The organism is Streptomyces sp. NPDC088124, from assembly GCF_040685895.1.
Taxonomy (GTDB): Bacteria; Actinomycetota; Actinomycetes; order Streptomycetales; family Streptomycetaceae; genus Streptomyces.
In genome coordinates, this window is sequence record NZ_JBFBJB010000001.1 from 207821 (window position 1) to 228761 (window position 20941).

Here is a 20941-nt window from a genome sequence, read left to right on the forward strand (position 1 = left end):
GTGGGGTGCGTCCCACGACACGGGCCAGCGCCTCGTGTCGTGGGACGCGGTCTCAGTAGCGGACATTGCGCAGGTCATGTGTCCACGCCTCGCTCGGGTTTTTGTCCCAGTAGGCCCGCAGCGCCAGCTCCCTCTCGGAGAAGTGACCCTGGTGGCACAGCCCGCCGTGAGACAGGGTGACGCTCATCGCGAGCGCCGACTCGGTGGTGACCCAGTGCGGTGTCAGCGCGTGGCTCCAGAGCTGCTCTCCGGGCCGCATGGTGACGGATTGACGGTCGGCCGCATCGTGATCGGGCGGATCCTCGCCGGTGGTCTCGCCGATGACCGCCGCTTCGGCCGGAAGGTGCTTGTCCGGGTCCTGGTAACTATGGAAGGTCTTGATGCCATGGACCTGCCAGACCAGGCCGTGGGAGTTGTCGTTGTGGTACGTCGAGGCCGCGCCCTCTGTGGACAGGAACAAGATGGGCGCCAGGCGCTGCCAGGTGAATCCTCGGGCGGACAGCTGGGCGCGCCAGGGGATCATGACCTCTTCCTGGAAGCCGTCCAGGAGATCGGCGTAGAAGCGGCTGAGGTTGAAGTGCACCAGCCGGAACGGCCAGGTGACGATCTCCTCCACCGGCGCGGTACGAAACGCGGCGGTGCGGTCCATACGCACCTGCCAGTCCTCGTCGCCCAGGATCGTGAACCGGACCTCCGGGTCTTTCCGAAGGAGGTCGAGGACATCGACGGCGGGCAGAAACGTGTAGTCGAAGAGGATGTCGATCGGAAAGTTCGGCGGCTGCCGCCACCGCTGGATGAAGTCGTCGGGTGTGCTGATCGTCATGGAGCGGTCCATTGGGTTGTGTGGTCGTGCCGCCCTCGCGCCGGCGCCGAGCACGACGCACTCTGGTCGTCGCACGTGGCCGGGGAGCGGCAGATGGCCGCGCAGTCCGGGGTCACCCGGTCCTGCGGCGGAGCGGTCAGGAACTGTTTGATGGCGGCACGGGGCGCGTCAACGCTGACTGACGCCTGGCCGTAGGGGCAGCGCCGTATCTGACCGTCGGCGGATACATACGCGGTCGCCGAGCGGCACGGCCACCGCTCGGCTCCGGCGGCGGGAAGCTGCAGATCCCGCAGCTCCCCGAGATACGTCCGGTACCGGTCGGACAGAGTGAAGTAGCGGCCCAGAACGTTGGCGTCGAGGCGCTGCTGCGCCAGATAGTCCTGCACTGACCTGCTGTCCCTGCGTAGGGCACACTCATCCAGGACGACAGGGCTGAACTGGATCTCCACCCCTGACTCGGACACGAGGTCGGCCAGGTCCCGGCACTCGTCGTCTCCCAGACGCCAGCAGGTGACGTGAAGGATCTTGATCTCGGTGCTGATGGCGCGCAAGGTCGCGATGCCCGATGCCGCCGTACGGTTGGTGCGCCCCAGCAGCATCGCGCCCCGCGAATCGGCGGAGACACTCACATTAGCCAGCAGAGGCGACACCTCGAAGAGGTTGATGACCTCGGTGACTGTACGAGCCGATGTCACCATCGACACCGACATGCCGAACTGATGGGCCAGTCGAACGAGCTGCCTGAGCTGCGGGTGGTGGGTCGGTTCCCCGCCGGTCAGACAGATCCCCTCCACGCCCGTCTCCTTCAGCCGCGACAGAGCGCGGGTGTAGGTCGTCATGCTGAGGAAGCCATGGGCGCGGTCAGCCCGGAAACAGAACCCACAGGCCACCTTGCAGTGGCCGGCCGTAGAGATCAGCGCCGTACGGACATCGGTGTTCATTGCACCCCCGTGTGGTCCCACACCGCGATCTCCACGGTGCTCGTGTAGAAGGCGCACATCTCAGGATCCGGGGTGCTGCCACCGATGAGGGCCTGCTCGTTGCGCGCCGGTCCGCCGCAGACGGCGAGGGCCGGGCAGTCCCCGCACTCGGGGATGGGCGCGACCTTCTTCGCCACGCCGGCCAGCAGGCCGGGGTCGGCTCGTAGCTCGTCGAGAGTGTGCAAGAACGACGGCTCGGTGAAGTTGATGTCGCAGAGGCTCACCAGGTTTCCGGGGAGCAGGGCGGCGTTCAGACTGCGATCGCCTTGCATGTGGTCGAACAGCATCGGACGCCGGGTATCCAGAGCCTGGTAGGCGCGGTCCAGCACGGAGAACAGCATTCCGCCCCGTCCCAGAGCGGCCATACGGGCCTCGTACAGCTCACGGGCCAGGTCAACGCCTTCGACCTGCCATCGGCCCGAGGTCGGTATGGGCGTGTTGACGTAGATGAAGCCCAGACCGAGATCGTCGATGATCCACCGGACGGTCTCGGCCAGGCGGCCGATGTTCGCGGCCGTCGGCGTGAGGTTGCAGCCCACGTGCAGGCCCTCGGCTTCGGTGAACCGGGCGATGTTACGGCGAATCCGGTCGTCCGCGGGCTGCCCGCCGAGCAGAAGGCGGTGAGCGGAGTTGATGCCCGGCGGGCCGTCGATGGAGATGCCGACGCCGTACTCGTACGCGACGAAGTGGTCGAGAGCCTCGTCCGTCAGGCGGGCGCCGTTGGTGACCACCGTGCGGCGCACTCTCGCCACGTCATAGCGGTCGGCGAGGATGTCGGCGAGCTGGTCGCCGTACCGCATGAGGTCAAACCGAATGGTCGGCTCACCACCGAACCACTGTATGGACACCTCCTCCTGCCCGGCGTTCTGCTCGAACAGGAACTCCAGCCCCTCATCGAGCTCTTCCTCCGTCATGTCCGGCTCGCCAGTGTTCGTATCGACGAAGCAGTAGGTGCAGGCCATGTTGCAGCGGTTGGTGAGAACCACGCGCAGACCGCTGATGCGGCTGGGGGCTCGGTCAAGACCGAGGAGTCGAAGACGGTTACGGAGCGCTTCGCGCCGATCGGCCACGGGGCCGCCGGGGGTGAAGCCGAGCCCTGCGAGGGCTTCATGAGTCGCGGTCGGGGGGACCCCGGCGAGGTCGTGGACCTCGCCGGGGTCGATGAACACACTGTCCAGTGCGACTGGGTCGAGGAGAACCGCTTCCCCGTCCCGCTCGTACTGGAAGTACTTCCCCCACAGCATCCGGGGGACGGCCATGGTGGTCAGGCCGCCGTTTCCTCTTCGGCGATACCGAGTTCGCCCATGACAGTCCGGACCTTCTCCTCAGCGGCGGCCTGCAGCTTCGCGGACGTGGCCGGCGATCCGCCGTCGGAGAGGACGATCACGCCGGGCAGTGTGGGGTTCGGCACGATGACCGTGATCCCGGCCGGGTCGCTGCCTATGACCATGATCGCGTCCTTCAGTTCGACCCAGTCGGTCCCCTCCTTGAGTGCTTCGATGATGCGGCCCTGGTTTTCCTGGAAGGAGGCGCGCTCGCCCATCCACACGCCCGCCTTGGACTTGGAGTCCACGACGTCCGCGTAGATCAAGTGGTCGTTCTTCTCTCGCCTGGCTTGAGGCATGGCTGATCCTCTCTGTGTACTGGATGTACCGGAACGCCCCCTTGCGTCCGCCGGGGGCCGGCGGGGACCGCTCCACTCGGGGAGTTCCGGGCGGAGCGGCACTTGGCTGCCCTGCGGCAACCGAGCACGGTGATCCGGCGCCGGGATCGGTGGGCCCCGGGCCGCAGAGCAAGTTCTAGAGGGGGCCTTCGCGCTCTCTGCGCGCGTTGACCAGGGCACGGTGCAGCCCATCGGGCGGGTTGAGGGCGCGAGGCCCGGCCGGCAGCCGGTACCAGTACAGTCCCGGGCCTGCGGTGCGATCTGCCTGCGGAACAACTACGTGGCAGCTCAGCCCCAGCGCCACCGTTCCCGGTTCGTCCCACCGCGCCGCGGTGCCGAGTGGCGTCAGGAAGTACATCCGCGGCTCACGGCCGCCGTCGTCGAGAATGACCGGCCCGACGGGCCGTCCTTGCTCCTCGATGAGCGTTACGGCCTGGCGCCCTACATGTTCAGGCGCACGAATGGCATCCCACCACCTGCCGGCGGGACACAGCTCCGGCTCCCTGCCCGCGGGCATCCACCTCGGCATCCGTGCGGCCGGGATCGCGTCCGGCATAGGAAAGGCCCCCTCACAACTGGGTGTGAGAGGACCATTCCAGTCTCAAGGCAGGTGTGCGCGGACAAACTGTCCGCACCCGAATCAAGCCAACTCCACTCTTGCAAGAATGGGTTGTGCTACGCGACACCTGCCCAGGCACCGAACGCCGACAACTCGGCGGACGGGTGCGCGTCCATACGCAGCAAGGAGCCGGCGGTTTCGCGTACTGATGGGTGGAATCGGGTGTGGTTCGGAGCAATCCTCCGTGCCTGCTTCAGCTCGACGAACGCGCCGCCGCGGTCGCCTTCCGCGAGACGCGCGGACGCCACATCGATGTGGTGGTGGCTGGATCGCTCGCCAACCGTCGCAGCCGGCGGCGCCCACTCGGCTCCGCCTTGGCCCCATTCGGCGAGCCGAGCCAGGGCCTGCTCGCTGTCACCGGTGTCGATCAGGGCGTGCACCATGTGAATCCTGATGTTCGTCGGTCCGAAGCTCATCTCGTAGGCGAGGCTGTCCCGGTTACCCGCCATGCGCGCGACCTGCGTGGCCTCCCTCAGGAGCTCTTCCGCTCCGTCGGGGTTGTTCTCCCGCGATTCGACCACCGCGAGCTTCAGCAGGAGTGCCCCGTCGACCGACAGCGTGTCGTCGGTGTACGAGCGCTCCGGCTGGAGCCTCTCCAGCTCCCCGCGCAGCCCCTTGAGCTTGCGGCGGGCCGACTCGGTCGCACCCTGGCGCAGCATCGCCCCCGCCACCAGGAAGGCGGCCGTGACCTGCATGAGCGGATCACCGCTTCGGTCAGCGGCCCACCGCACCCGCTCCAACGCCGTGTTGCCGAGGTCGTGGTGCCCCATCTTGTGGGCGAGGCTGTTGACCGCGCGGTAGGCGCGGGCCAGGTGCCAGAAAGCCTTCTGCTGTTCGTCACCACGCGAGCCGAGAGCCACGTGGGACAGCTCCGTGATCACCGCGGGCAGCAGCGGGCCCATCGGCACATACCGTGCGTCACGCCGGAGAGCCGCGATCTGGTCAACCTCGGAGGCCAGGACCGGCAGAGCTCGCGGGCGGGTCTCCAACTCATCGGGCGTATCGAAGCACAGCATGATGCGCCGCAGCTCCGGGATAACGGCGTGGACACCGTCCTCGGCCTCCGGGGCCCCGTAGTACGGCTGACCGGTCAGCACATCCGGGCCGAAGTGCAGTGCCCGCGCCAGAGCCAATATCAGGCTCGGCGTCGCCTTTCGTGCGCCCGACTCCAGCTTCTGGATCAGGCTGGCGGAGACCGCGACCCGCTGGGCAAGCTGCGCGGCGGACAACCCCCGCGTCTTACGTGCCACCCGGAGCCGGTCCCCCAGCATCAAGCTCTCACCCATGTCGAGATCCCCTCGCTGATTGGAGCAATACGGCCAGAGTACGGACTGTGCCCCTGCTCCCAGAAGGCCCGTCACTAAGAGTTAATGGGCTGTCCTTCCTATGCCAAGGGCTCCTGCGTCCCATGCGACCAGCCATGCCTTGACGTGTAAGTGGTACAAGCGCTCGCGGGCAGGACGGTGCCCTTCTCGTTCTTGGGCGCGGCGTCGCACTCGGCCACGATCCATAGCACGCACCCTGGGCTGCACGGGCGGCGCTTCGGCCTAGAACCGAGTCGGGCCCGGCGGGCTTGGCGAGGGTCGAAGCGGTGAGCTGGTGGCCAGAGAACTCCGAACTACTGTCGTCTTCACTTGCGGCCAGCAAATACCGGAATCTGGAAGCGATCCCAGAGAATCGTTCCGCCAAAGATCAACTCCCCATATGCCTCAGTCCGCTCTCAGCACAGCTCACCTCAGCATTGCGACATCGCTGGTAAATGCAGCACGAAGGCCGCTGCCGTAACTGAACCCTGTTTCAGGGCAGGTCCTTTACTGTCCGATACAGCTGGAGCGTGGCGAGGTAGATCGAATTCTCCCGGATGGCAGCCAAGTATTCGCGGTCTTCGATTTGCGGCGCCAGCAGTATCGGCTCAGCAAAATAGATGAGGCATGCTCTACCGCCGCCTCGACCGCAACTACGAGGCGCTTGCGCCAGTTCCAAAGCCACCATCCACCTCACCTTGGCCGACCTCATGGCCCTCAGACTCGCCGTCTAAAGCCATCGCCTTTTGGCGCAATCAGACATCATCGATCAAATCTCATTCCGCCACCCAGCCGCCCGTGACGTCACGCCGGTCCAACCGTGCCCGCGGCATCCTCACTCTCGTCGATCTGCCCATCGTCGACCTTGACCACCGGATCACTGCTGGACTCAGACAGCTCCAGGCCGAGCCACCCCTTGAGTCGTGTGTAGGCCAGACGCAGGAGGACGTCAGCACGCTGATCCATGAACGTCGGATTCCACTTGTCCTCACACAGACCCAGTGCGCGCAGGTGCGGGAGGTAGCGCGACATGGCCGCTAGGTCTTCAGTCGTCTGCGCGAACGTGAAGCCAGAACCGTTGAGGATTGACTTGGCGTCGTCGGCCGTCGGGGCACCGAGTGCCGTGTACAGGACCTTCTTCTCGGCCCAAGGCCGCGAGCTGAGGGATGTGTTGGCAGCTCCTGGTGCCAGGACCAGATTACCCAGCTTGTGGACGGTCTCCTTCTCGCTGTAGAACTCCTTATCCCACCCATCCGTGGCCGACTGTGGTGCGATGTGTTCGATCGTGAGGTGTGTCTCGTCCTCCCAACCGTCCGCGGTGAAGCACGGAGCGACCCCCGTCTTACCTTGGATGATCAGTCCCGGATTCTCCGGGTCTTCAATCGTGTCGTGATATGCAGCCAGAAGAAGGAACCGAGCCAGCGGGGGGCTAATTTTGTAGAGCGGCAGTGCGGAAGCATCTGCCAGGAACGACGCCAAGTTCGGGACGCCACCCTTAGGGCCCGACAAGCGTGCCGAAAGTTCCTTCTTTAGCGCCTCGGCGTCGACAATCGGATCAGGCTTCGTCGCATCGGGCTCCGCCCACTGCCGGGCGAGGGGCGCAATGCCTGTTTGTGATTCCATTCCGGCCATGACCGCCCGGTACTGGCTGTCGATGTTGCCCGTGCCGCGGCGGGTCGCTCGCCAGAAGACCGTGAAGGCAGTGATTGCCTTGATGGCCTTCTCGAATTCGGCGATGCGCTCGGCCCTCGCTTCCCCTTCGTCCGCGTGGACAGCCTCGGAATAGAAGCGCACGAGCGGCGCGATGACAATCGTATGTTTGAGTGAATTGAGGAAGGCCAGACACAATTTCACCGTGTCCGTCATGGCAGTCGCCTCTAGCCCGGGTAGCGAGCGAGGCGAATTATTCGCGGGTTCCCAGGCATTCCCAATAAAGGCCGCAGTGTCACGTAGATGGCGCAGGTACGCGATTCGGTCATCAGCCGAGTCTTTGTGGCGCTCAAAGGTATCGCGCATGTAGACCCGCTGATCCGGGAGGCGCTTGGAGAGCTTCTCTCCAGTCTCTGCCAGCGCGAAAGTGACCAGCAGGTCTCGCGTGGCGTTCTGAAGCCTGTCTCCGACGGCAAAACGGTCCAGGTAGCCCTGAACCGCCTTCATGTATTCGTGTGCGTCCGAGTCCTGGTAGTCCTGAATCTTCTCTGCCATCACCACCCGAGGGAGGAAGGTTTCGAAGGCGGTCAGAGGCTCGCCCGTGGTATTCAACGACTCGAAGATCGTGAAGGCGTAGTCCTCGTCCTTGCCTTGGACAACCGTCAGAGCGATGCGGTTCAAGCCGTAGGCGGCAAACATGACGAGTCGCATCAGCTCGGCCCCGGGCTCGTCTTGCAACTCTCCCAGCCACGTGCAGAGTTCGGAGTCGAGTTCGTGATTGAAGAGCGCGCGCTGGAACTCGATGTTGGTGGCAAGGGTTGCTAGCGGCGGCAGATCCTCCAGCTCCTCGATGGACTTTCGCTGCGACAGCTTGGTCAACCCTGCACGGATCTCGCTGTACCTCTTGATGAGGTCGCCTTCGCCGTCACCCGCGTTCTGTCGCGCCGTCGGCTTGAAGTCCGTGGGATTAGAATTTGCCGGCTCGCTGTCGACTAGCAATGAGTACTGGTAGATCAGGTTAGCGATCGGCGACTCATACTTCTTGAACTTCTCATCTCTGGCCCACTGATCATCGAAGGCTCGAATGAGGCGCGGGTAGATCGGCGTACTTCCGAAGTTCTTTCGCTCGTAGAACGCTGCCCCGAGCATCTGCAGGATGTCACTCGTTTCCGAGTAGAGGTGAGTCCGAGCAGCGTCGGTCGGATCCGGCGTCTTCCCCTTGAAGACCTTCCATGCACGCTGACGAATCAGGTTATGCAGACCAACCAGCAGGATCAACAGGCTCGACAAACGCTGCTGCCCATCGATTACGGTAAGGACCTTGGACGGGACCTCGGACTTGACAATTGGCTTCACCGTGACGTGGTTGACATCATGGATGGTGATGACGGTCCCCAAGAAGGTGAAGCTGTCCGGCGCCTTACCTAGATTCTTGAGACCGTGCAGTGTGTCGTCGAGCAACTTCTCGACCTTGTCTTTACCCCAGCCGTACGGACGTTGGTAGGGCGGCAGGTAGAGGCCCAGGCCATTGTCAGACAGCAGCTCGCGGACACTCTTGCTCTGCGCCTCGAATATTTCCTTGGCCTGCGTAGGCATGCGTATTCCCTTTTTCGTTCAGCAGGTTCGAGATCATATGCGGCATCACCGCGGAAGGGACCCGCGACCTGCATTTCGGCTCAACAATCGTGTAGTTGATGTCGCGAAGCGCGATGACAGTACCGAGGAAACAGATCGATCCCTCGAACCCGACAAGCTCTCCAAGGCCGCGCGCAACACTACCGAAAAGGCGCCAGACCTCGGGCAACCCCAGCGATATACGCTCGGATGCGAAGGAACATAGGGCCCACGACTGGGCTCACTGAGGAACTAAGAAGGTGGCGTCCATGCCGCATCAAATACTTGCCAGTATGCATATCCCGGTTTCCCTCCATCACTGTTCCGCACTTGTGAGCGAGTCGTCACTCATTGTGGCATACGAGTGGTCGGCAGAGGTAGCAGGAGCGCCATACGCCCATCATGCCCCACATGTGACTTTGCGTCACTCCAGTGCAGAAACAATCGACTTGTCGTGGCGAGTGCGCTGCGTTCCTTCGAGACGTCAGGGACAGAGTCTGGGTGAGGTCACAACCGCAAGCGGGACAAGCGTGATTGGAAGTCGGGAAAATAGCAGCGGCCCCAGCTCGAGCTGCTGGGGCCGCGTGTGTGGTTGCGCGTCAGAGGTGGCAGACGGAGCAGCCAGCCTCGTCGTCGTCTGAGTCGAGCGCGTCGGAAAGGACCTCTAGCAAGGGGCGGTTGGGCTTGATGCGCTTGGCCGCGCGGTCCAGGGCCGCCTGGTGCTTGGCCTCGATCTCGTCCTTGCGCTCTATGAGCTCTGGGAGCGACTCACCCTGTGACCAGGTGTAGTTGCGGCCCTTCATGGCCGTGTGGCGGAACCGGACCTTGTCCTCGTACTCGACGGCCTTGTCGTACAGGTCGGGGTGGCGCTCCTTGAGGCCGACCCACTCGTGCTTGCGCTGGAAGAAGCAGAAGTAGCAGCCCGAACGCGTGCGCCACTCGTAATAGCCGGGGAGTCCAATGCCGGCTTCATCGAGGATGCGCATCACGCCGTCCTTGTCGATCCCATCCTCGCGGAAGGGGAAGACGGCATCGATGTTCGGCTTGGTGCTGACGTAGCCGAGGCGGTTCTCGTCAGCCCGGATCGCGACGTATGAGATGACCTTGTCGTCGCCGACCCATTCCTCCAGCGGCTTGATCTTGAGGTTCTTGGTGCACCAGCGCATCTGCGGGCTGGGCAGGGTGCCCTGGTAGACCTCCATCCAATGATCGAAGTCCCGGTCGGCGTTGAGTCGCTCGATGGGCTTACCGAGGGCCGCTTCCAGCCGGTTGAGGTACTCGTACGTCTCTGGAAGTTCAGCACCGGTGTCGCAGAAGAAGTACTCCATCTCCGGCACGCGATCGCGCATGTAGATGGCAAGCGCCGACGAGTCCTTGCCGCCTGAGATACCCAGGACGTGGCGAACCTTCTCCTGGGTGACTGGATCCGTCATGCCCCCTCCTTCGTTTCAGTTGCTGTGACAGGCGGCCCGTCGGCAACGCGTTGTGCGAGAGCGGCGAGCAGGATCCGTGCGCCATCGGGTCCGAGGGCCTGCTCAGCCCGCTGCAGCACGTCGGCCGCGAGCTGGTCAGCCTGGCCTCGGGACTGTTCTGGCACGTAGATCAGCGTCCGTCGTTCCGCTCCTGTCTTGTCCGTCAAAGTCAACAGCCGCGTCTCCAGATTTACTTCCGGCTCGCGGATGTCGCTGCTGTCTTGGTAGAGGTGGGCAACGCGGTCGAGGGATGCAGACATCTCGCGTGCAAGGCGAGGGAACATGCCTGCGTCCCGGTCGTCCCAGTCTCCGAGGGCCTTGTTGGTGAGGCGGACGACGATCGGGTCGAGCCAGTCCTCGTCAGCAAGGCTTTCGCTGAGCACGAAGTCGACGAAGCCCCGCAGCTCCGGGTTCAGTGACACCGTGGCGAAGCCACTCAGCCGAGCAACCAGTGTCGACCGCAGCTCGGGAAGAGTCGTGGGCAGACGGAACTCTTCGGCGAGAACCGCGGCCACTTCTTCCCGCAGCGTGCGTTCGATTCCAGTGATCTCGTCTGCCGCTGCGGTCAGCCTGTCGGCGTACTCCGTGGCGGCTGCCGCGTTGGCGCGGGTGCCGGCTTCGATGGGGGCGAGGCCCAGCGCCTTGGGCAGAGCCCGGAAGAGCAGGTCGTCCGGATCCTGGGAGTTTGCCAGGGCGTTGCGCACGGCGAGTGCATCCGGAGAGATGCGCTTAGTCTTGCGAGCGTAGCTGTTCAAGACCATGACGCGTTCGAGGAGCGCCCTGGCTACGGAGAGCAGATCGGGGTTGCGCAGTGCCTGTGACCGTGGCGGTTCGACCTTCAAGGACACCAGGAGCTTCTTGATCACGCTGGCGCGCTGGCCCTGCCCGACTGGCGTGTATTTCACGTCGAAACGGGCAGGGGCGACGAGGATGCGGTCGACGACGTCCGGCGTCAGCCGGGGCAGGTAGGAGCCTTCTTCGAAGAGGGCGACATCGTGTCGGCGGATCACCAGGGCGGTGACGACCAGCAGCGGCCAGATACCGGCCTTCACCCCGTAGGGCGGGCTCATCAGGACCCGGATGACGTGGTCGAGGCTGGTACGCCGGGTTGCTGCGTCCAGCGCCTCCTGCAGCGCCTCCCAGACGTGCTGGGCGTGCTCATGGCCCTCGCCTGGAGCGGAGAAGCCGTACGGCAGCAGGCTGTTGGGGGAATTCTCTGCCTGGATTGTGCCGTTGGCCCGGTGCAGGCCGAGGTAGGCCAGCGCGCCGCTGTAGATGGCCCGCTCCGGACCGTATCTTCCGGCCGTCGCGTCGAAGCCCAGGTACTGCTCGCCGGAGCGAGTGAGCATCGCGTCCAGCACATCGCTGCGGGCACGGGCGGCGTTGCTGGTGAGTGAGTGCCGTCCGAGCATCTCGTTGCGAATGTGCGGAGTGCGCGGGTAGACGCTCTCGCAGGCCAGGGAGACCAGGCCGCTGAGGCTGCGGGCCGGCAGGCTCGAGCTGTCGGGGTCCGTCCCCGGGGCGAGTCCGGCGTTCCACAGGTCCCAGGTGGTGTCCTGGGCCGGCGGGTAGAAGGCCGCCTGGATGACCTCCCGCAGCTCGGCCTCCGCCTGGACGGCGCGGTCGGTGACCTCGCGCCGGGCGACGTGATCGAGTTCCTTGTCTTCGAGCAGCTCTTTCAGGGCGATGAGGTGCGTGGCGGAGTTGAGTACCACGTCGGGGTGGGTGGTTGTTCCGAGGATCACCGGCAGCGTCGAGTTGACGGTGGGCAGCTGGTCCCGGGGGCCGAGGTGGAAGACGAGGAGGCCGTCGGCCGGGTCCTTCAGCTCGTCCGGCGCCTGGATTTCGCGAGTCTCTGGGCCGCTGACGGCGGTGAGGAACACCCGCATCATCCCGGTGACCTGGCTGTGGCGGCCGGCGACCACGGCACTGGGGAGGTGTGCGCCAAGGCGCTGGACGATGGAGGCATCGTCGAGGTGGCTGATGATCTCCTTCAGGCGGGCGTCGATGTCGAAGTCTGTGCCCTGCCAGACGCGATACTCACCGCTGAACTCCCGGTGGACGAGAAAGCCGCGGCGGACGAGGTCGGCGAGCTGCTCCTCAAGGCGGGCGAAAGCGCCCGCGTCGGTCAGATCGGTGGGGTCGTGGAGCGCGAGGTGGATCATCTCGCTGGTAGCGCTGAGCGCGCCGTCGGCGTCAATGAGGTTCAGAACGCCGATGGTCTTCAGCAGCGCCTGGTCGGCGTCGGGCAGTCCGTTGGCTTCCTTGATGCGCGCGTCGACTTCGATCCAGCGGCCGGCGTTGGAGGCCGCGAGCAGCGAGGTCCGGCCGGAGTTGAGGAAGTAGTCGTACAGCTGTGGCAGCTGCACTGTGCTGGCGAGTTCGGCATCCGGCCGGGAGTGTGCGGCCAGCGAGTCGCGGACGGTATTGGGCTCTCCGCTGTTGAGGAAGCCCGACAGGCTGCGGTCGTGCTGGCCGATTTGCGCCGCCAGGATCGGCGCAGCGATCGCCGTCAGTGGGTGCAACGGGTAGAGGCCGGCGAAGTCGTCGCTGGACAGCTCGGTAAGGACGTTCAGACCGTGGTTCTTCCACGCGAGGGCTGATGCCTGGGCCGACGCGCCGATAAGGTCCTGGCCCGCTGCGTCGACCGCGGAGTGGTCGAGACGCCGGCGCAGGAGCTGCAGGGAGTCGCCGTGGTGCGGGACGAAGGTGACGTCCTCGAAGCGGCCCTGGATCTTTGCCCATTCGCGGATTTTGAGCTCACTGGACCGTGACGCGTAGTCCATGAACGACAGGTGCTGCAGGGTAACCAGGAAGACGGGCAGGCCGTTGGGCCCGGCGCTGTGCTCGGCGAGCTCCTGCAGGAGGAAAAGATCGTGCTCGGCGCCGGAGAATTCGTTGTGTCCGGCAAGGTGTTCGAGGGTCTTGCCGAACTCGTCGATGATCAGCAGGAGCGGCTGCTGATTGTCGGTCAGGGCCTTGATGGCAGCCATGACCTGCTTCGTCTTCGGCCCGGTCGTCGTCGGGTCTTCGCAGGCCGCGAGTGCTGCGGCGATATTCTTCGGGATGCGCTTGCCCCAGCGGCGCTTTGCCGCGGTCTCCAGCGCACGGGTCACAGTTTCGACCAGCGGTTCACGCCGCGCGGTGGCCACGGCTCCGAGGAACCCGGTTGCCGTCCGCTCAGCCCGAGCCGTGGCGAGACGCTCCGCAAGGGCTGGGCTGGTGTCCGCAAGGATCCGGTGAGCCTCGACGTGGCGGTCCTCGTCGCGGCCGAGAAGCGCTTCGATCAGGTTAGCCAGCGTGGACTTCCCGGAGCCGTAGGGTCCGGTGAAGGACCACGCGCGGGGACGCCGCAGGTCACTGACCGCGTTGGCGATGCGCTCTAGTACGTCAACTGCCTTCGCGCCGACATACGGTCCGTGCAGTTCGTCCTCGACGTCGCGTTCGAGGTTGGTCGACCGCATCTGGGAGCCGACCAGTTCGATTCCGGACGGGAACTGAGAGGCTGCCTCGTCCTGCGGGGTGCGGGAGGTCCGCGTGAGAGCTGCGGTGGTCACGCGATCTCCTGAGTCGTGAGCTGGTGGTCCTGGGGCTTGCGTTCGGCCTTCTCAGCCTTCTCGGCCTTCTCTGCTTCGGCCAACTGCGGGTACTGAGCGCTCCATTCGTCCCGGGTGGGAAAGCCGGGACGCAGGGTGACGTGGTCGTACTGCTCGTCGAGGATGTCCCAGGCGAGTGCCCTCGGATCGCTGGAGAAGGACATGGTCCGCTGGCCGACGGCGTCCACCCTGTTGAGTTCCGGGCGACCCACGGCGACCTTGTCCAGGGCGGCGACGATCTCAGGCTCGCGGACCCGGAAGGCCCGGCCGGGCGCTCCGGGCTCGTTGGCAAGCCGCGCCAGGGAGATGGAGCCGGAACCCTGGGTGTCGCGGGCGGCGTAGTCGAGGCACGCATAGACCAGCACGTGGGCCGGGAGAGAGGTGCGCGTGCCAGTGGTGAACTGCCACTCCTGCTTGCCCCGGGTACCCACGGAGGTCAGCAAGTCCAGCTCACGGAAAGGGCAGGCCAAGAGGTCTTCATAGGTGGCGCGGGAACCGCTCTGTTCGACAGGCGTGCGCGCATACATCTTGGTCAGGCACTCGACATCCCGGGTGATCGACGCCTCCACCGGTCCATCACTGAAGGAGAAGTTGACATGCCGCGTCACGACCTGCGTCATATCCGCGACGGTGAAGCGAGAGAACGGAGCAAGGTGAAACGCCGTGTACCACGCGGGGGCCCAGCATTTGGCGCCCGGCCGCGACGACACGAGCCACCAGTGCAACAGCCACAAGCTGCCAGGTTCCTCAAGGTAGGGATCGGCGCCATCCTTCTCGTCGAGCAGCCACCGCGCTTCCCAAGTCGGGGACGCGTACTGGGCCTTCGTCTTACCCGCCGGGTCGGCGTGCTCACGGGTGAGCTTGAACGCCTTTGACCAGTACCGCATGGCATGGACCATGTTCTTACCCACGCCGAGCAGGACCGGGGCATCTTCAGCAAGGAAAGCTGCCGGATTCTCCTTGACCTGCATGTACGCCTTATGCAGCCAGCCGAAGCGGGGGGCGAAGGTCTCATGGCGCGCGAAGCTGGAATGTGCGGCTTCCGCGAGCCTGCTGTCTGCCATACGAGGGCCTCTCAAAGCACGAAGAGATAAAGGGAAATGCTGACGTCAGTGAGCAGCCGGGCCGGCTGTCGCTGCCATGGCGGCGCGCACCTGGTGGACCGCATGCACCACCGCCTCGGCGGCTGTGGCGATCTCTTCCTCGGTTGTGGCGTAGCCGAGCGAGAAGCGCACAGTGCACTCCGCTTCCTCCCGGCTCAGCCCCATAGCGAGCAGGACATGGCTGGGAGTTGGGGCTCCCGAGGCGCAGGCGCTTCCGTCGGATGCGGCTATGCGCGGCATGGCGGCCATGACTGCGTCAGCCGGGGCACCCGCAAAGGTGATGCTCGCCACACCGGGCAGGCGGGAGGCTTGTTGCCCGTTGATACAGCATCCGTCCACAGCCGTGGTCACCATGCGTTCGAGCTGATCGCGCAGTTGGGTCACGCGGGCGACGTCGTCGACAAGGTCACGGCTGACGGCCGCAGCGGCAGCTCCGGCACCGGCGATCCCAGGCACGTTGAGGGTGCCAGCCCTCCACCCCTTCTCCTGCCCGCCACCGGTGATCAGCGGCCTGAACGGCAGGGGAGTACCGCGTCGTACGAACAGTGCGCCAATGCCTTGGGGGCCGCCGAACTTGTGGGCCGACAGGGACAGAAGATCGACGTCCACTTCGGAAAGGTCCAGGGGCAGCCGGCCGATCATCTGTGTGGCGTCCGTGTGAACCAGCGCGCCTGCGGCATGCGCCGCCTTGACGACCGGCGCGAGGTCGGTGAGAACCCCGATTTCATTATTGGCCGCCATCAAGGAGACGAGACCGACGTCGCCCCGGCCGAGCTCTTCCTCCAGGGCCACGGTTTCCACCAGCCCGTCCGCCCGCATCGGCAAGACGGTCAGCGATCCCGGCTCGTTTTGGGCCAGATCCCGGGCTGTCTCCAGCACCGCAGGGTGCTCTGCACTGCCTGTCACAATCCGGGCACCGCGGCGATGAGCCGCGCGCAGCGCGAGATTGTTCGCTTCGGTTGCCCCCGACGTGAAGATGATCTCCCCGGGCGAGCAGTTCAGCAGGTCAGCAAGGCGCCGACGAGCGACCTCTACACGATAGGCGGCGTCCCGGCCGGGGTGATGCACACTCGATGCGTTACCGACGGCCTGCAGGGCGTCCACAACGGCCGCCAACGCCTCGGGCCGAATTGGCGCCGTCGCATTGTAGTCGAGATACGCCGAAACCGACCCATCAGACTCATCCCTCACGCCCCACCTCGTCTCGCTCAGCACCGCACACAATCTACTCCTGGTGGAACCCGGACGTGCGCACCGGGGCAGCACCAGGAGTGAGTCGTGATCGTAGCGATCGAGATCGATCAGTCCGCGAAACCAACACTCAGACCAGAGCGCAAACTGTAACTCGAACTAACGTTCCCTATTACTTGAGTGCCTGCAACCGATATCGGGAAGGGCATGGACACAGAGGCAGCACGCGATCTCCTACGGGGCCTACCGCACCTCATCAGTGCCCCTGAGCTGCGAATATCAATCGCTTAGATCTGACTGTCAGTGCGTGGGTTTATGGTGATCGGGCACTGTAACTTTGGGGCGACTCAGAGTTGCGGGCAGCTCTGCATGCACAGAACTGAGGTGCGGGCCGCGCAAGTTGACGGTCATTCAGACATCAGGGGAATCTCCCCTGTTCCGCAGGGGTGGTGAATCGATGACAGCGTGGTCGCCCGGCCTGTCCTTCCAAGCCGTGCTGGACAGCGCTCCCATGCCGTACATCCGCGAGCGGCTCGGCAAGCACATGTGCGCTCTGCTCGACCTCATCGACGGCGGAAGCGCCGGCGATGAGCGGCTCCGAGCAGTCGCTGCCGTGGCGGTGGACGCCGAGAAGCTCGTGTCCGATCAGACGGACCGCGAGGAGCTGCTGCGGCTCCTGCCCGCCGACAAGCAGACAGAGCTTGCCCAACGTCTTGGGGCGGGCGGTGCGGGCACCGATGCCCTGGTCTCCCTGGACGATCTGAAGTGGGCGAGTGAGCAACAGCGGGAGCTGCTGGAGTTCTTCGGCTTCAGCATCGACAGGGCGCCTGCGCTGCCCCCGCTCTTTCGGCAAGACTCCGAACCCGAGTATGGGTTGTTCCCCCACCAACGGCGCGCAGCCGCACGCGTAAAGGAGTTGCTGTACGACGGACCGCGGCGGGTTGTCCTTCACCTGCCGACAGGCGTTGGCAAGACCCGGACCGGAATGAACCTGATCGCCGACCATCTGCGGCAGCACGAGCCCACCCTCGTGGTCTGGCTGGCGCGTGGGCAGGAACTGCTGGAGCAGGCGGCTGCGGAGTTCGAGCGCGCGTGGTCCAAGCTCGGCGACCGTCCGATTGCGGTCGTCCGGATGTGGGGCGAGGCGCCCACCGATGTGGAGGCGCTGACAGACGGCCTTGTCATCCTGGGGCTGGAGAAGGCCGTCTCCGCGGACAAGAGCGATCCGGAGCTTCTCCGCAAACTCGCATCGCGCAGCACTCTCACAGTCTTCGACGAGGCTCATCAGATCATCGCGCCGACCTACCAGCGAGTGGTGGACGCCCTCACCATCCGCCCCGATGCCAGCTTGCTGGGCCTGACGGCCACCCCCGGCCGGACCTGGGCGGACGTCACGCAAGATGAACGACTGTCGGACTTCTTCGCCCGCCAGAAGGTCATGCTGCAGATCGACGGATACAGCAACCCGGTCACCGCCCTCATCGAACAGGGTTACCTGGCCAAGCCCATCATGAAGACCGTCGCCTCCGAAGCCGGCCTGCATCTGTCCGCGCGCGATCAGCAACTGCTCGCGAGGTCGTTCGACATCCCGTCGGACATCATCGCGTCGTTGGCCAGCGACGAGCAGTGGAACCTCAAGGTCGTCCAGACGGTGCTGGAGCTGCTGGAACGCCAGCACCGCAGGATCCTGGTGTTCGCGGCCTCCGTTGACCATTGCCGCCTGATCGCCGCCGTCCTGTCGGCGCTCGGCCTCGACGCCGACTTCGTCACCGGCGAGTCCTCGCCCCGGCACCGGAACGATGCCATCAGACGCTTCAAGGGCGCCGGCCGACGCCCCATGATTCTGTGCAACTTCGGGGTCCTGACCACAGGCTTCGATGCCCCGGCGGCCAGTGCTGCCGTCATCGCCCGACCGACCAAGTCGCTGGTCCTGTACAGCCAGATGGTCGGCCGGGTCATCCGCGGCCCCAAGGCCGGCGGAACCGCCACCTGCGAGATCGTCACCGTCGTCGACCCGGAGCTTCCCGGGTTCGGAGACGTGGCCGAGGCATTCACCAATTGGGAAGACGTATGGGAGACCGCGTGACCGACGAGGGAAGCAAATACCGGATCGTCAGCCCTTCGCTGACCGTCAAGGCAATGCGCGACAGCGGCTACAAGAACACCGCCTACGCGCTCGCCGAGCTGATCGACAACAGCATCGACGCGGAAGCCACACTGGTACAGGTCTTCGCTTGTGAGAGCCCGGTGCACGGCGCCACCCAGACGAGACACCGTGTGGACGCCATAGCTGTCCTCGACAACGGCAAGGGCATGGACGCCGAACTCCTGCGGCGCGCCCTGAAGTACGGCGACGGCCTCGGTGGCGACCGCAACCGCATCGGACGCTTCGGCATGGGGCTGCCCAACTCCAGCATGTCCCAGTGCACCAAGGTCGAGGTCTGGTCCTGGACCAATGGGTCCCCGAACGCCATGTACACCTACCTCGATCTCGAGGAGATCAACGGCGGACTCGACGACGTCCCCCCGCCCGTACACCGCCCCGTGCCGGAGCACTGGAGCGACCTCAGCGAAGCACCCCTGGGCACCACCGGCACGCTCGTGGTCTGGTCGGACCTTGACCGGGTCAAATGGCACGGCGCCGGCGCCACCCTGCGGAACACTGCCGAGCTGATCGGCCGTGTGTACCGGCACTACCTCCACGATGGCAGGGTGGAGATCAAGATGGCGCCGGTCCGCGAAGGAAAGGTCCTCGAAGGAGACAACGGGGCGTACTTCGCCGAACCCAACGACCCCCTGTACCTCATGGACTCAACCGGGACGCCGCCCCCGTTCGGGAACAAGCCCATGTTCGAACCCTTCGACATGGGCAACGAGAAGGAACCCGGGGTCGCCTACTTCCCGATCACGGTCGACGGGACGAAGCACAACGTGAAGGTACGGGCATCCATCGCCCGGCCCGAGGCCCGCCGCGCCGACGTCGAAGGCCACCCGTGGCCCGACAATGCGAACCCCAACCGCGACGCCGGTTTCCACCCGTGGGGCCAGCATGCTCGACGGAACATCGGGATTTCCGTGGTCCGGCAGGGGCGCGAACTCGACCTCGATTCCAAGTGGGCCATCGGGTACGACCCCGCCGAGCGCTGGTGGGGCATTGAGGTGGAATTCCCCCCGGAGCTCGACGACATCTTCGGCGTCACGAACAACAAGCAGACCGCCACGGTCTTCTCGTCTCTCGCCCACTTCGACTGGACGGCCGAGGCCGAGGGGGACGAGACGCCCAAGGCGTTCAAGGACCGCATCGCAGAATTCGGCGACCCGCGCCTACCCTTGATCGATCTCGCGCTCTACCTGGAGAAGAACCTCCTGCCCAAAATGCGGCGGAAGCTGAAGCAGCACACGCTGGGCAACCGGGGAGGCAAGAAGCGCCACGACGACGTCGTCACGTCCAAGGCCACGGACGCGGTGAAGCGCCGGCAGGAGGACGGTCACACTGGAACGACCGACCGCCTGGCAGAGGAAGCCACCGAGAACGACAAGCGCCAGGAGCAGTTCGCGGCGCTCACCGAGCGGCATCACCTCGACGAGGACACCGCCCAGTCCATGGTCGACGAGGCTTTGGAGAAAGACTGGCGTGTCCGCTGGATCTCCAGCCCGCAGGACTCCACGGCATTCTTCAACATCGACCTCATGGCCGGCATGCTGCAGGTGATCTTCAACACCGAACACCCCCTGCACAGCGAGCTGATGACCGTCCTTGAAGACGTGTCCGAAGACGCGAGCGAGGCCGAACTCCGCCAACGCCTCGCCCGTGCCTCCGACACCTTCAAACTCCTCGTCTTCTCCTGGGCCCGTATGGAGGATGAGATCCCCAACAAGCGGGACCGCGCCAGGATCTCGGACGCCCGGCGCGACTGGGGCCGCTACGCCCGCGACTTCATCGAAGACGGGAGCGATGACGAGTGACACAGCCGGACCACGTCTGGCAGCAGATAGCCGACCTGATGAAGGGCGCCACCACGCGAGTGATCCTCGTGGCGCCCTTCATCAAGAAGGCCGTCTTCGAGGAGACTCTCGCCTCGGTGCCGACCTCGGTGGAGAAGATCGAATGCGTCACGCGCTGGACTCCGGCGGAAGTAGCCGCCGGAGTCTCCGACCCCGAGATCGTCGAGGCGGCGGAGCGGGACGAACGCGTGCAGATCATGCTCTGCCCGTCGCTGCATGCCAAGATCTACGTCGCCGACGACCGATGCCTGGTCGGATCCGCGAACCTGACCGGCAAGGCCACCGGCCGAGTCCCCAACGCCAACGTGGAGCTCTTGCTGGATGTACCCGTCACGCATCCTGAAGTGCAGCGCGTCCTCAGTCAGTTCGACGCCCGCTCGACAGCGGCCACGCCCCTGGTGGCCGCCCTCGTTCGGCAGCAGGCAGAACTGCTGAAGGAAGAACGCATCACGCCCCCGGCCGAGGGCGAACCCGCCTCTCTCTGGTACCCAGAGACGAGGCGCCCGGAGAACGTGTTCGCGCTCTACAGCGGGCGAACACGATTCACCTCGCCGGTTGAGGCCGGCATCATCCAGGACCTTGCCATGCTCGATGTCCCGGCAGGTTTGGCGGAGCACGACTTCAACTCGGCAGTCGAAGTTCGGCTGCACGCCATCCCAGAACTCCACAAGCTGCTCGTCGGCGAGCGCCTCGGCAACATCGAGCTCCAGAAGGCCATCGTGGACCGGACAGGAGACCCAGAAGACCAGGCACGGAGGACGACCGAGACACTCGCGTCCTGGCTGCAGCACTTCGGCCGCTATTACACCGAGGTGGGCTCGTGGGAGCTGCGGCCAGGACGGGAGCACGCCTAAGATCTGCGTGCACGGCGTAGAGCGGCGGAGCAACTCCCCCGCTCATCGCCACCCCACGGAGACGAAG

14 protein-coding genes are annotated in these 20941 nt (G+C 65.1%); 3 read left to right on the forward strand and 11 right to left on the reverse strand.

Going from position 1 to position 20941, the window contains the following annotated elements:
- Window positions 1–52: 52 nt before the first annotated feature.
- The 11 genes from AB0P17_RS00890 to AB0P17_RS00940 all read right to left on the reverse strand — a co-directional run bounded on the left by AB0P17_RS00890 (window position 53) and on the right by AB0P17_RS00940 (window position 16039).
- Window positions 53–823, reverse strand: a complete 771-nt coding sequence (locus AB0P17_RS00890; RefSeq protein WP_365806330.1) for a hypothetical protein — start codon at window positions 821–823, stop codon at window positions 53–55.
- On the reverse strand, window positions 820–1764 hold the full coding sequence (locus AB0P17_RS00895) for a radical SAM protein (protein WP_365806332.1): 945 nt from the start codon (window positions 1762–1764) through the stop codon (window positions 820–822). The genes AB0P17_RS00890 and AB0P17_RS00895 overlap by 4 nt, the downstream gene beginning before the upstream one ends.
- On the reverse strand, window positions 1761–3062 hold the full coding sequence (locus tag AB0P17_RS00900) for a radical SAM protein (RefSeq protein ID WP_365806334.1): 1302 nt from the start codon (window positions 3060–3062) through the stop codon (window positions 1761–1763). The genes AB0P17_RS00895 and AB0P17_RS00900 overlap by 4 nt, the downstream gene beginning before the upstream one ends.
- A gap of 5 nt (window positions 3063–3067) precedes the next feature.
- Window positions 3068–3427, reverse strand: a complete 360-nt coding sequence (locus tag AB0P17_RS00905) for a hypothetical protein (protein ID WP_365806336.1) — start codon at window positions 3425–3427, stop codon at window positions 3068–3070.
- Window positions 3428–4141: 714 nt separating this feature from the next.
- The gene (locus AB0P17_RS00910) at window positions 4142–5371 is read right to left on the reverse strand and encodes a helix-turn-helix transcriptional regulator (protein WP_365806338.1); all 1230 of its coding nucleotides are present in this window, start codon (window positions 5369–5371) and stop codon (window positions 4142–4144) included.
- Window positions 5372–5882: 511 nt separating this feature from the next.
- Window positions 5883–6077 (reverse strand): hypothetical protein, encoded by a 195-nt coding sequence (locus AB0P17_RS00915; protein WP_365806340.1) that lies wholly within the window; start codon window positions 6075–6077, stop codon window positions 5883–5885.
- A 116-nt stretch (window positions 6078–6193) separates the two neighbouring features.
- On the reverse strand, window positions 6194–8635 hold the full coding sequence (locus tag AB0P17_RS00920) for a DUF262 domain-containing HNH endonuclease family protein (protein ID WP_365806341.1): 2442 nt from the start codon (window positions 8633–8635) through the stop codon (window positions 6194–6196).
- Window positions 8636–9252: 617 nt separating this feature from the next.
- On the reverse strand, window positions 9253–10086 hold the full coding sequence (locus tag AB0P17_RS00925; RefSeq protein WP_054243595.1) for a phosphoadenosine phosphosulfate reductase family protein: 834 nt from the start codon (window positions 10084–10086) through the stop codon (window positions 9253–9255).
- Window positions 10083–13682, reverse strand: coding sequence for an ATP-binding protein (locus AB0P17_RS00930; protein ID WP_365806343.1), 3600 nt, complete (start codon window positions 13680–13682; stop codon window positions 10083–10085). Before AB0P17_RS00930 ends, AB0P17_RS00925 begins: the two co-directional genes overlap by 4 nt.
- Window positions 13679–14785, reverse strand: coding sequence for a DUF4007 family protein (locus AB0P17_RS00935; RefSeq protein ID WP_365806345.1), 1107 nt, complete (start codon window positions 14783–14785; stop codon window positions 13679–13681). Before AB0P17_RS00935 ends, AB0P17_RS00930 begins: the two co-directional genes overlap by 4 nt.
- Window positions 14786–14830: 45 nt before the next feature.
- Complete coding sequence (locus tag AB0P17_RS00940; protein ID WP_365806347.1) at window positions 14831–16039, reverse strand: cysteine desulfurase family protein; 1209 nt, start codon at window positions 16037–16039, stop codon at window positions 14831–14833.
- A 433-nt stretch (window positions 16040–16472) separates the two neighbouring features.
- Between AB0P17_RS00940 and AB0P17_RS00945 the strand changes: the two genes are divergently transcribed.
- From AB0P17_RS00945 to AB0P17_RS00955, 3 genes are read left to right on the forward strand one after another with little or no spacing between them, the layout of a single operon-like run.
- Complete coding sequence (locus tag AB0P17_RS00945; protein WP_365806349.1) at window positions 16473–18101, forward strand: DEAD/DEAH box helicase family protein; 1629 nt, start codon at window positions 16473–16475, stop codon at window positions 18099–18101.
- Entirely contained in the window at window positions 18098–19981 is a 1884-nt protein-coding gene (locus tag AB0P17_RS00950; RefSeq protein ID WP_365806351.1) for an ATP-binding protein, read from the forward strand. Before AB0P17_RS00945 ends, AB0P17_RS00950 begins: the two co-directional genes overlap by 4 nt.
- Entirely contained in the window at window positions 19978–20874 is an 897-nt protein-coding gene (locus tag AB0P17_RS00955) for a phospholipase D family protein (RefSeq protein ID WP_365806352.1), read from the forward strand. The genes AB0P17_RS00950 and AB0P17_RS00955 overlap by 4 nt, the downstream gene beginning before the upstream one ends.
- Window positions 20875–20941 lie beyond the last annotated feature (67 nt).

Excerpts from the sequence above, each read along its gene's own strand:
- AB0P17_RS00925 (WP_054243595.1), bottom strand. The coding sequence starts at position 10,086 with ATGACGGATCCAGTCACCCAGGAGAAGGTTCGCCACGTCCTGGGTATC.
- AB0P17_RS00935 (WP_365806345.1), bottom strand. The coding sequence starts at position 14,785 with ATGGCAGACAGCAGGCTCGCGGAAGCCGCACATTCCAGCTTCGCGCGC.
- AB0P17_RS00890 (WP_365806330.1), bottom strand. The coding sequence starts at position 823 with ATGACGATCAGCACACCCGACGACTTCATCCAGCGGTGGCGGCAGCCG.
- AB0P17_RS00945 (WP_365806349.1), top strand. The coding sequence starts at position 16,473 with ATGACAGCGTGGTCGCCCGGCCTGTCCTTCCAAGCCGTGCTGGACAGC.
- AB0P17_RS00905 (WP_365806336.1), bottom strand. The coding sequence starts at position 3,427 with ATGCCTCAAGCCAGGCGAGAGAAGAACGACCACTTGATCTACGCGGAC.
- AB0P17_RS00920 (WP_365806341.1), bottom strand. The coding sequence starts at position 8,635 with ATGCCTACGCAGGCCAAGGAAATATTCGAGGCGCAGAGCAAGAGTGTC.
- AB0P17_RS00910 (WP_365806338.1), bottom strand. The coding sequence starts at position 5,371 with ATGGGTGAGAGCTTGATGCTGGGGGACCGGCTCCGGGTGGCACGTAAG.
- AB0P17_RS00915 (WP_365806340.1), bottom strand. The coding sequence starts at position 6,077 with ATGGTGGCTTTGGAACTGGCGCAAGCGCCTCGTAGTTGCGGTCGAGGC.
- AB0P17_RS00895 (WP_365806332.1), bottom strand. The coding sequence starts at position 1,764 with ATGAACACCGATGTCCGTACGGCGCTGATCTCTACGGCCGGCCACTGC.
- AB0P17_RS00900 (WP_365806334.1), bottom strand. The coding sequence starts at position 3,062 with ATGGCCGTCCCCCGGATGCTGTGGGGGAAGTACTTCCAGTACGAGCGG.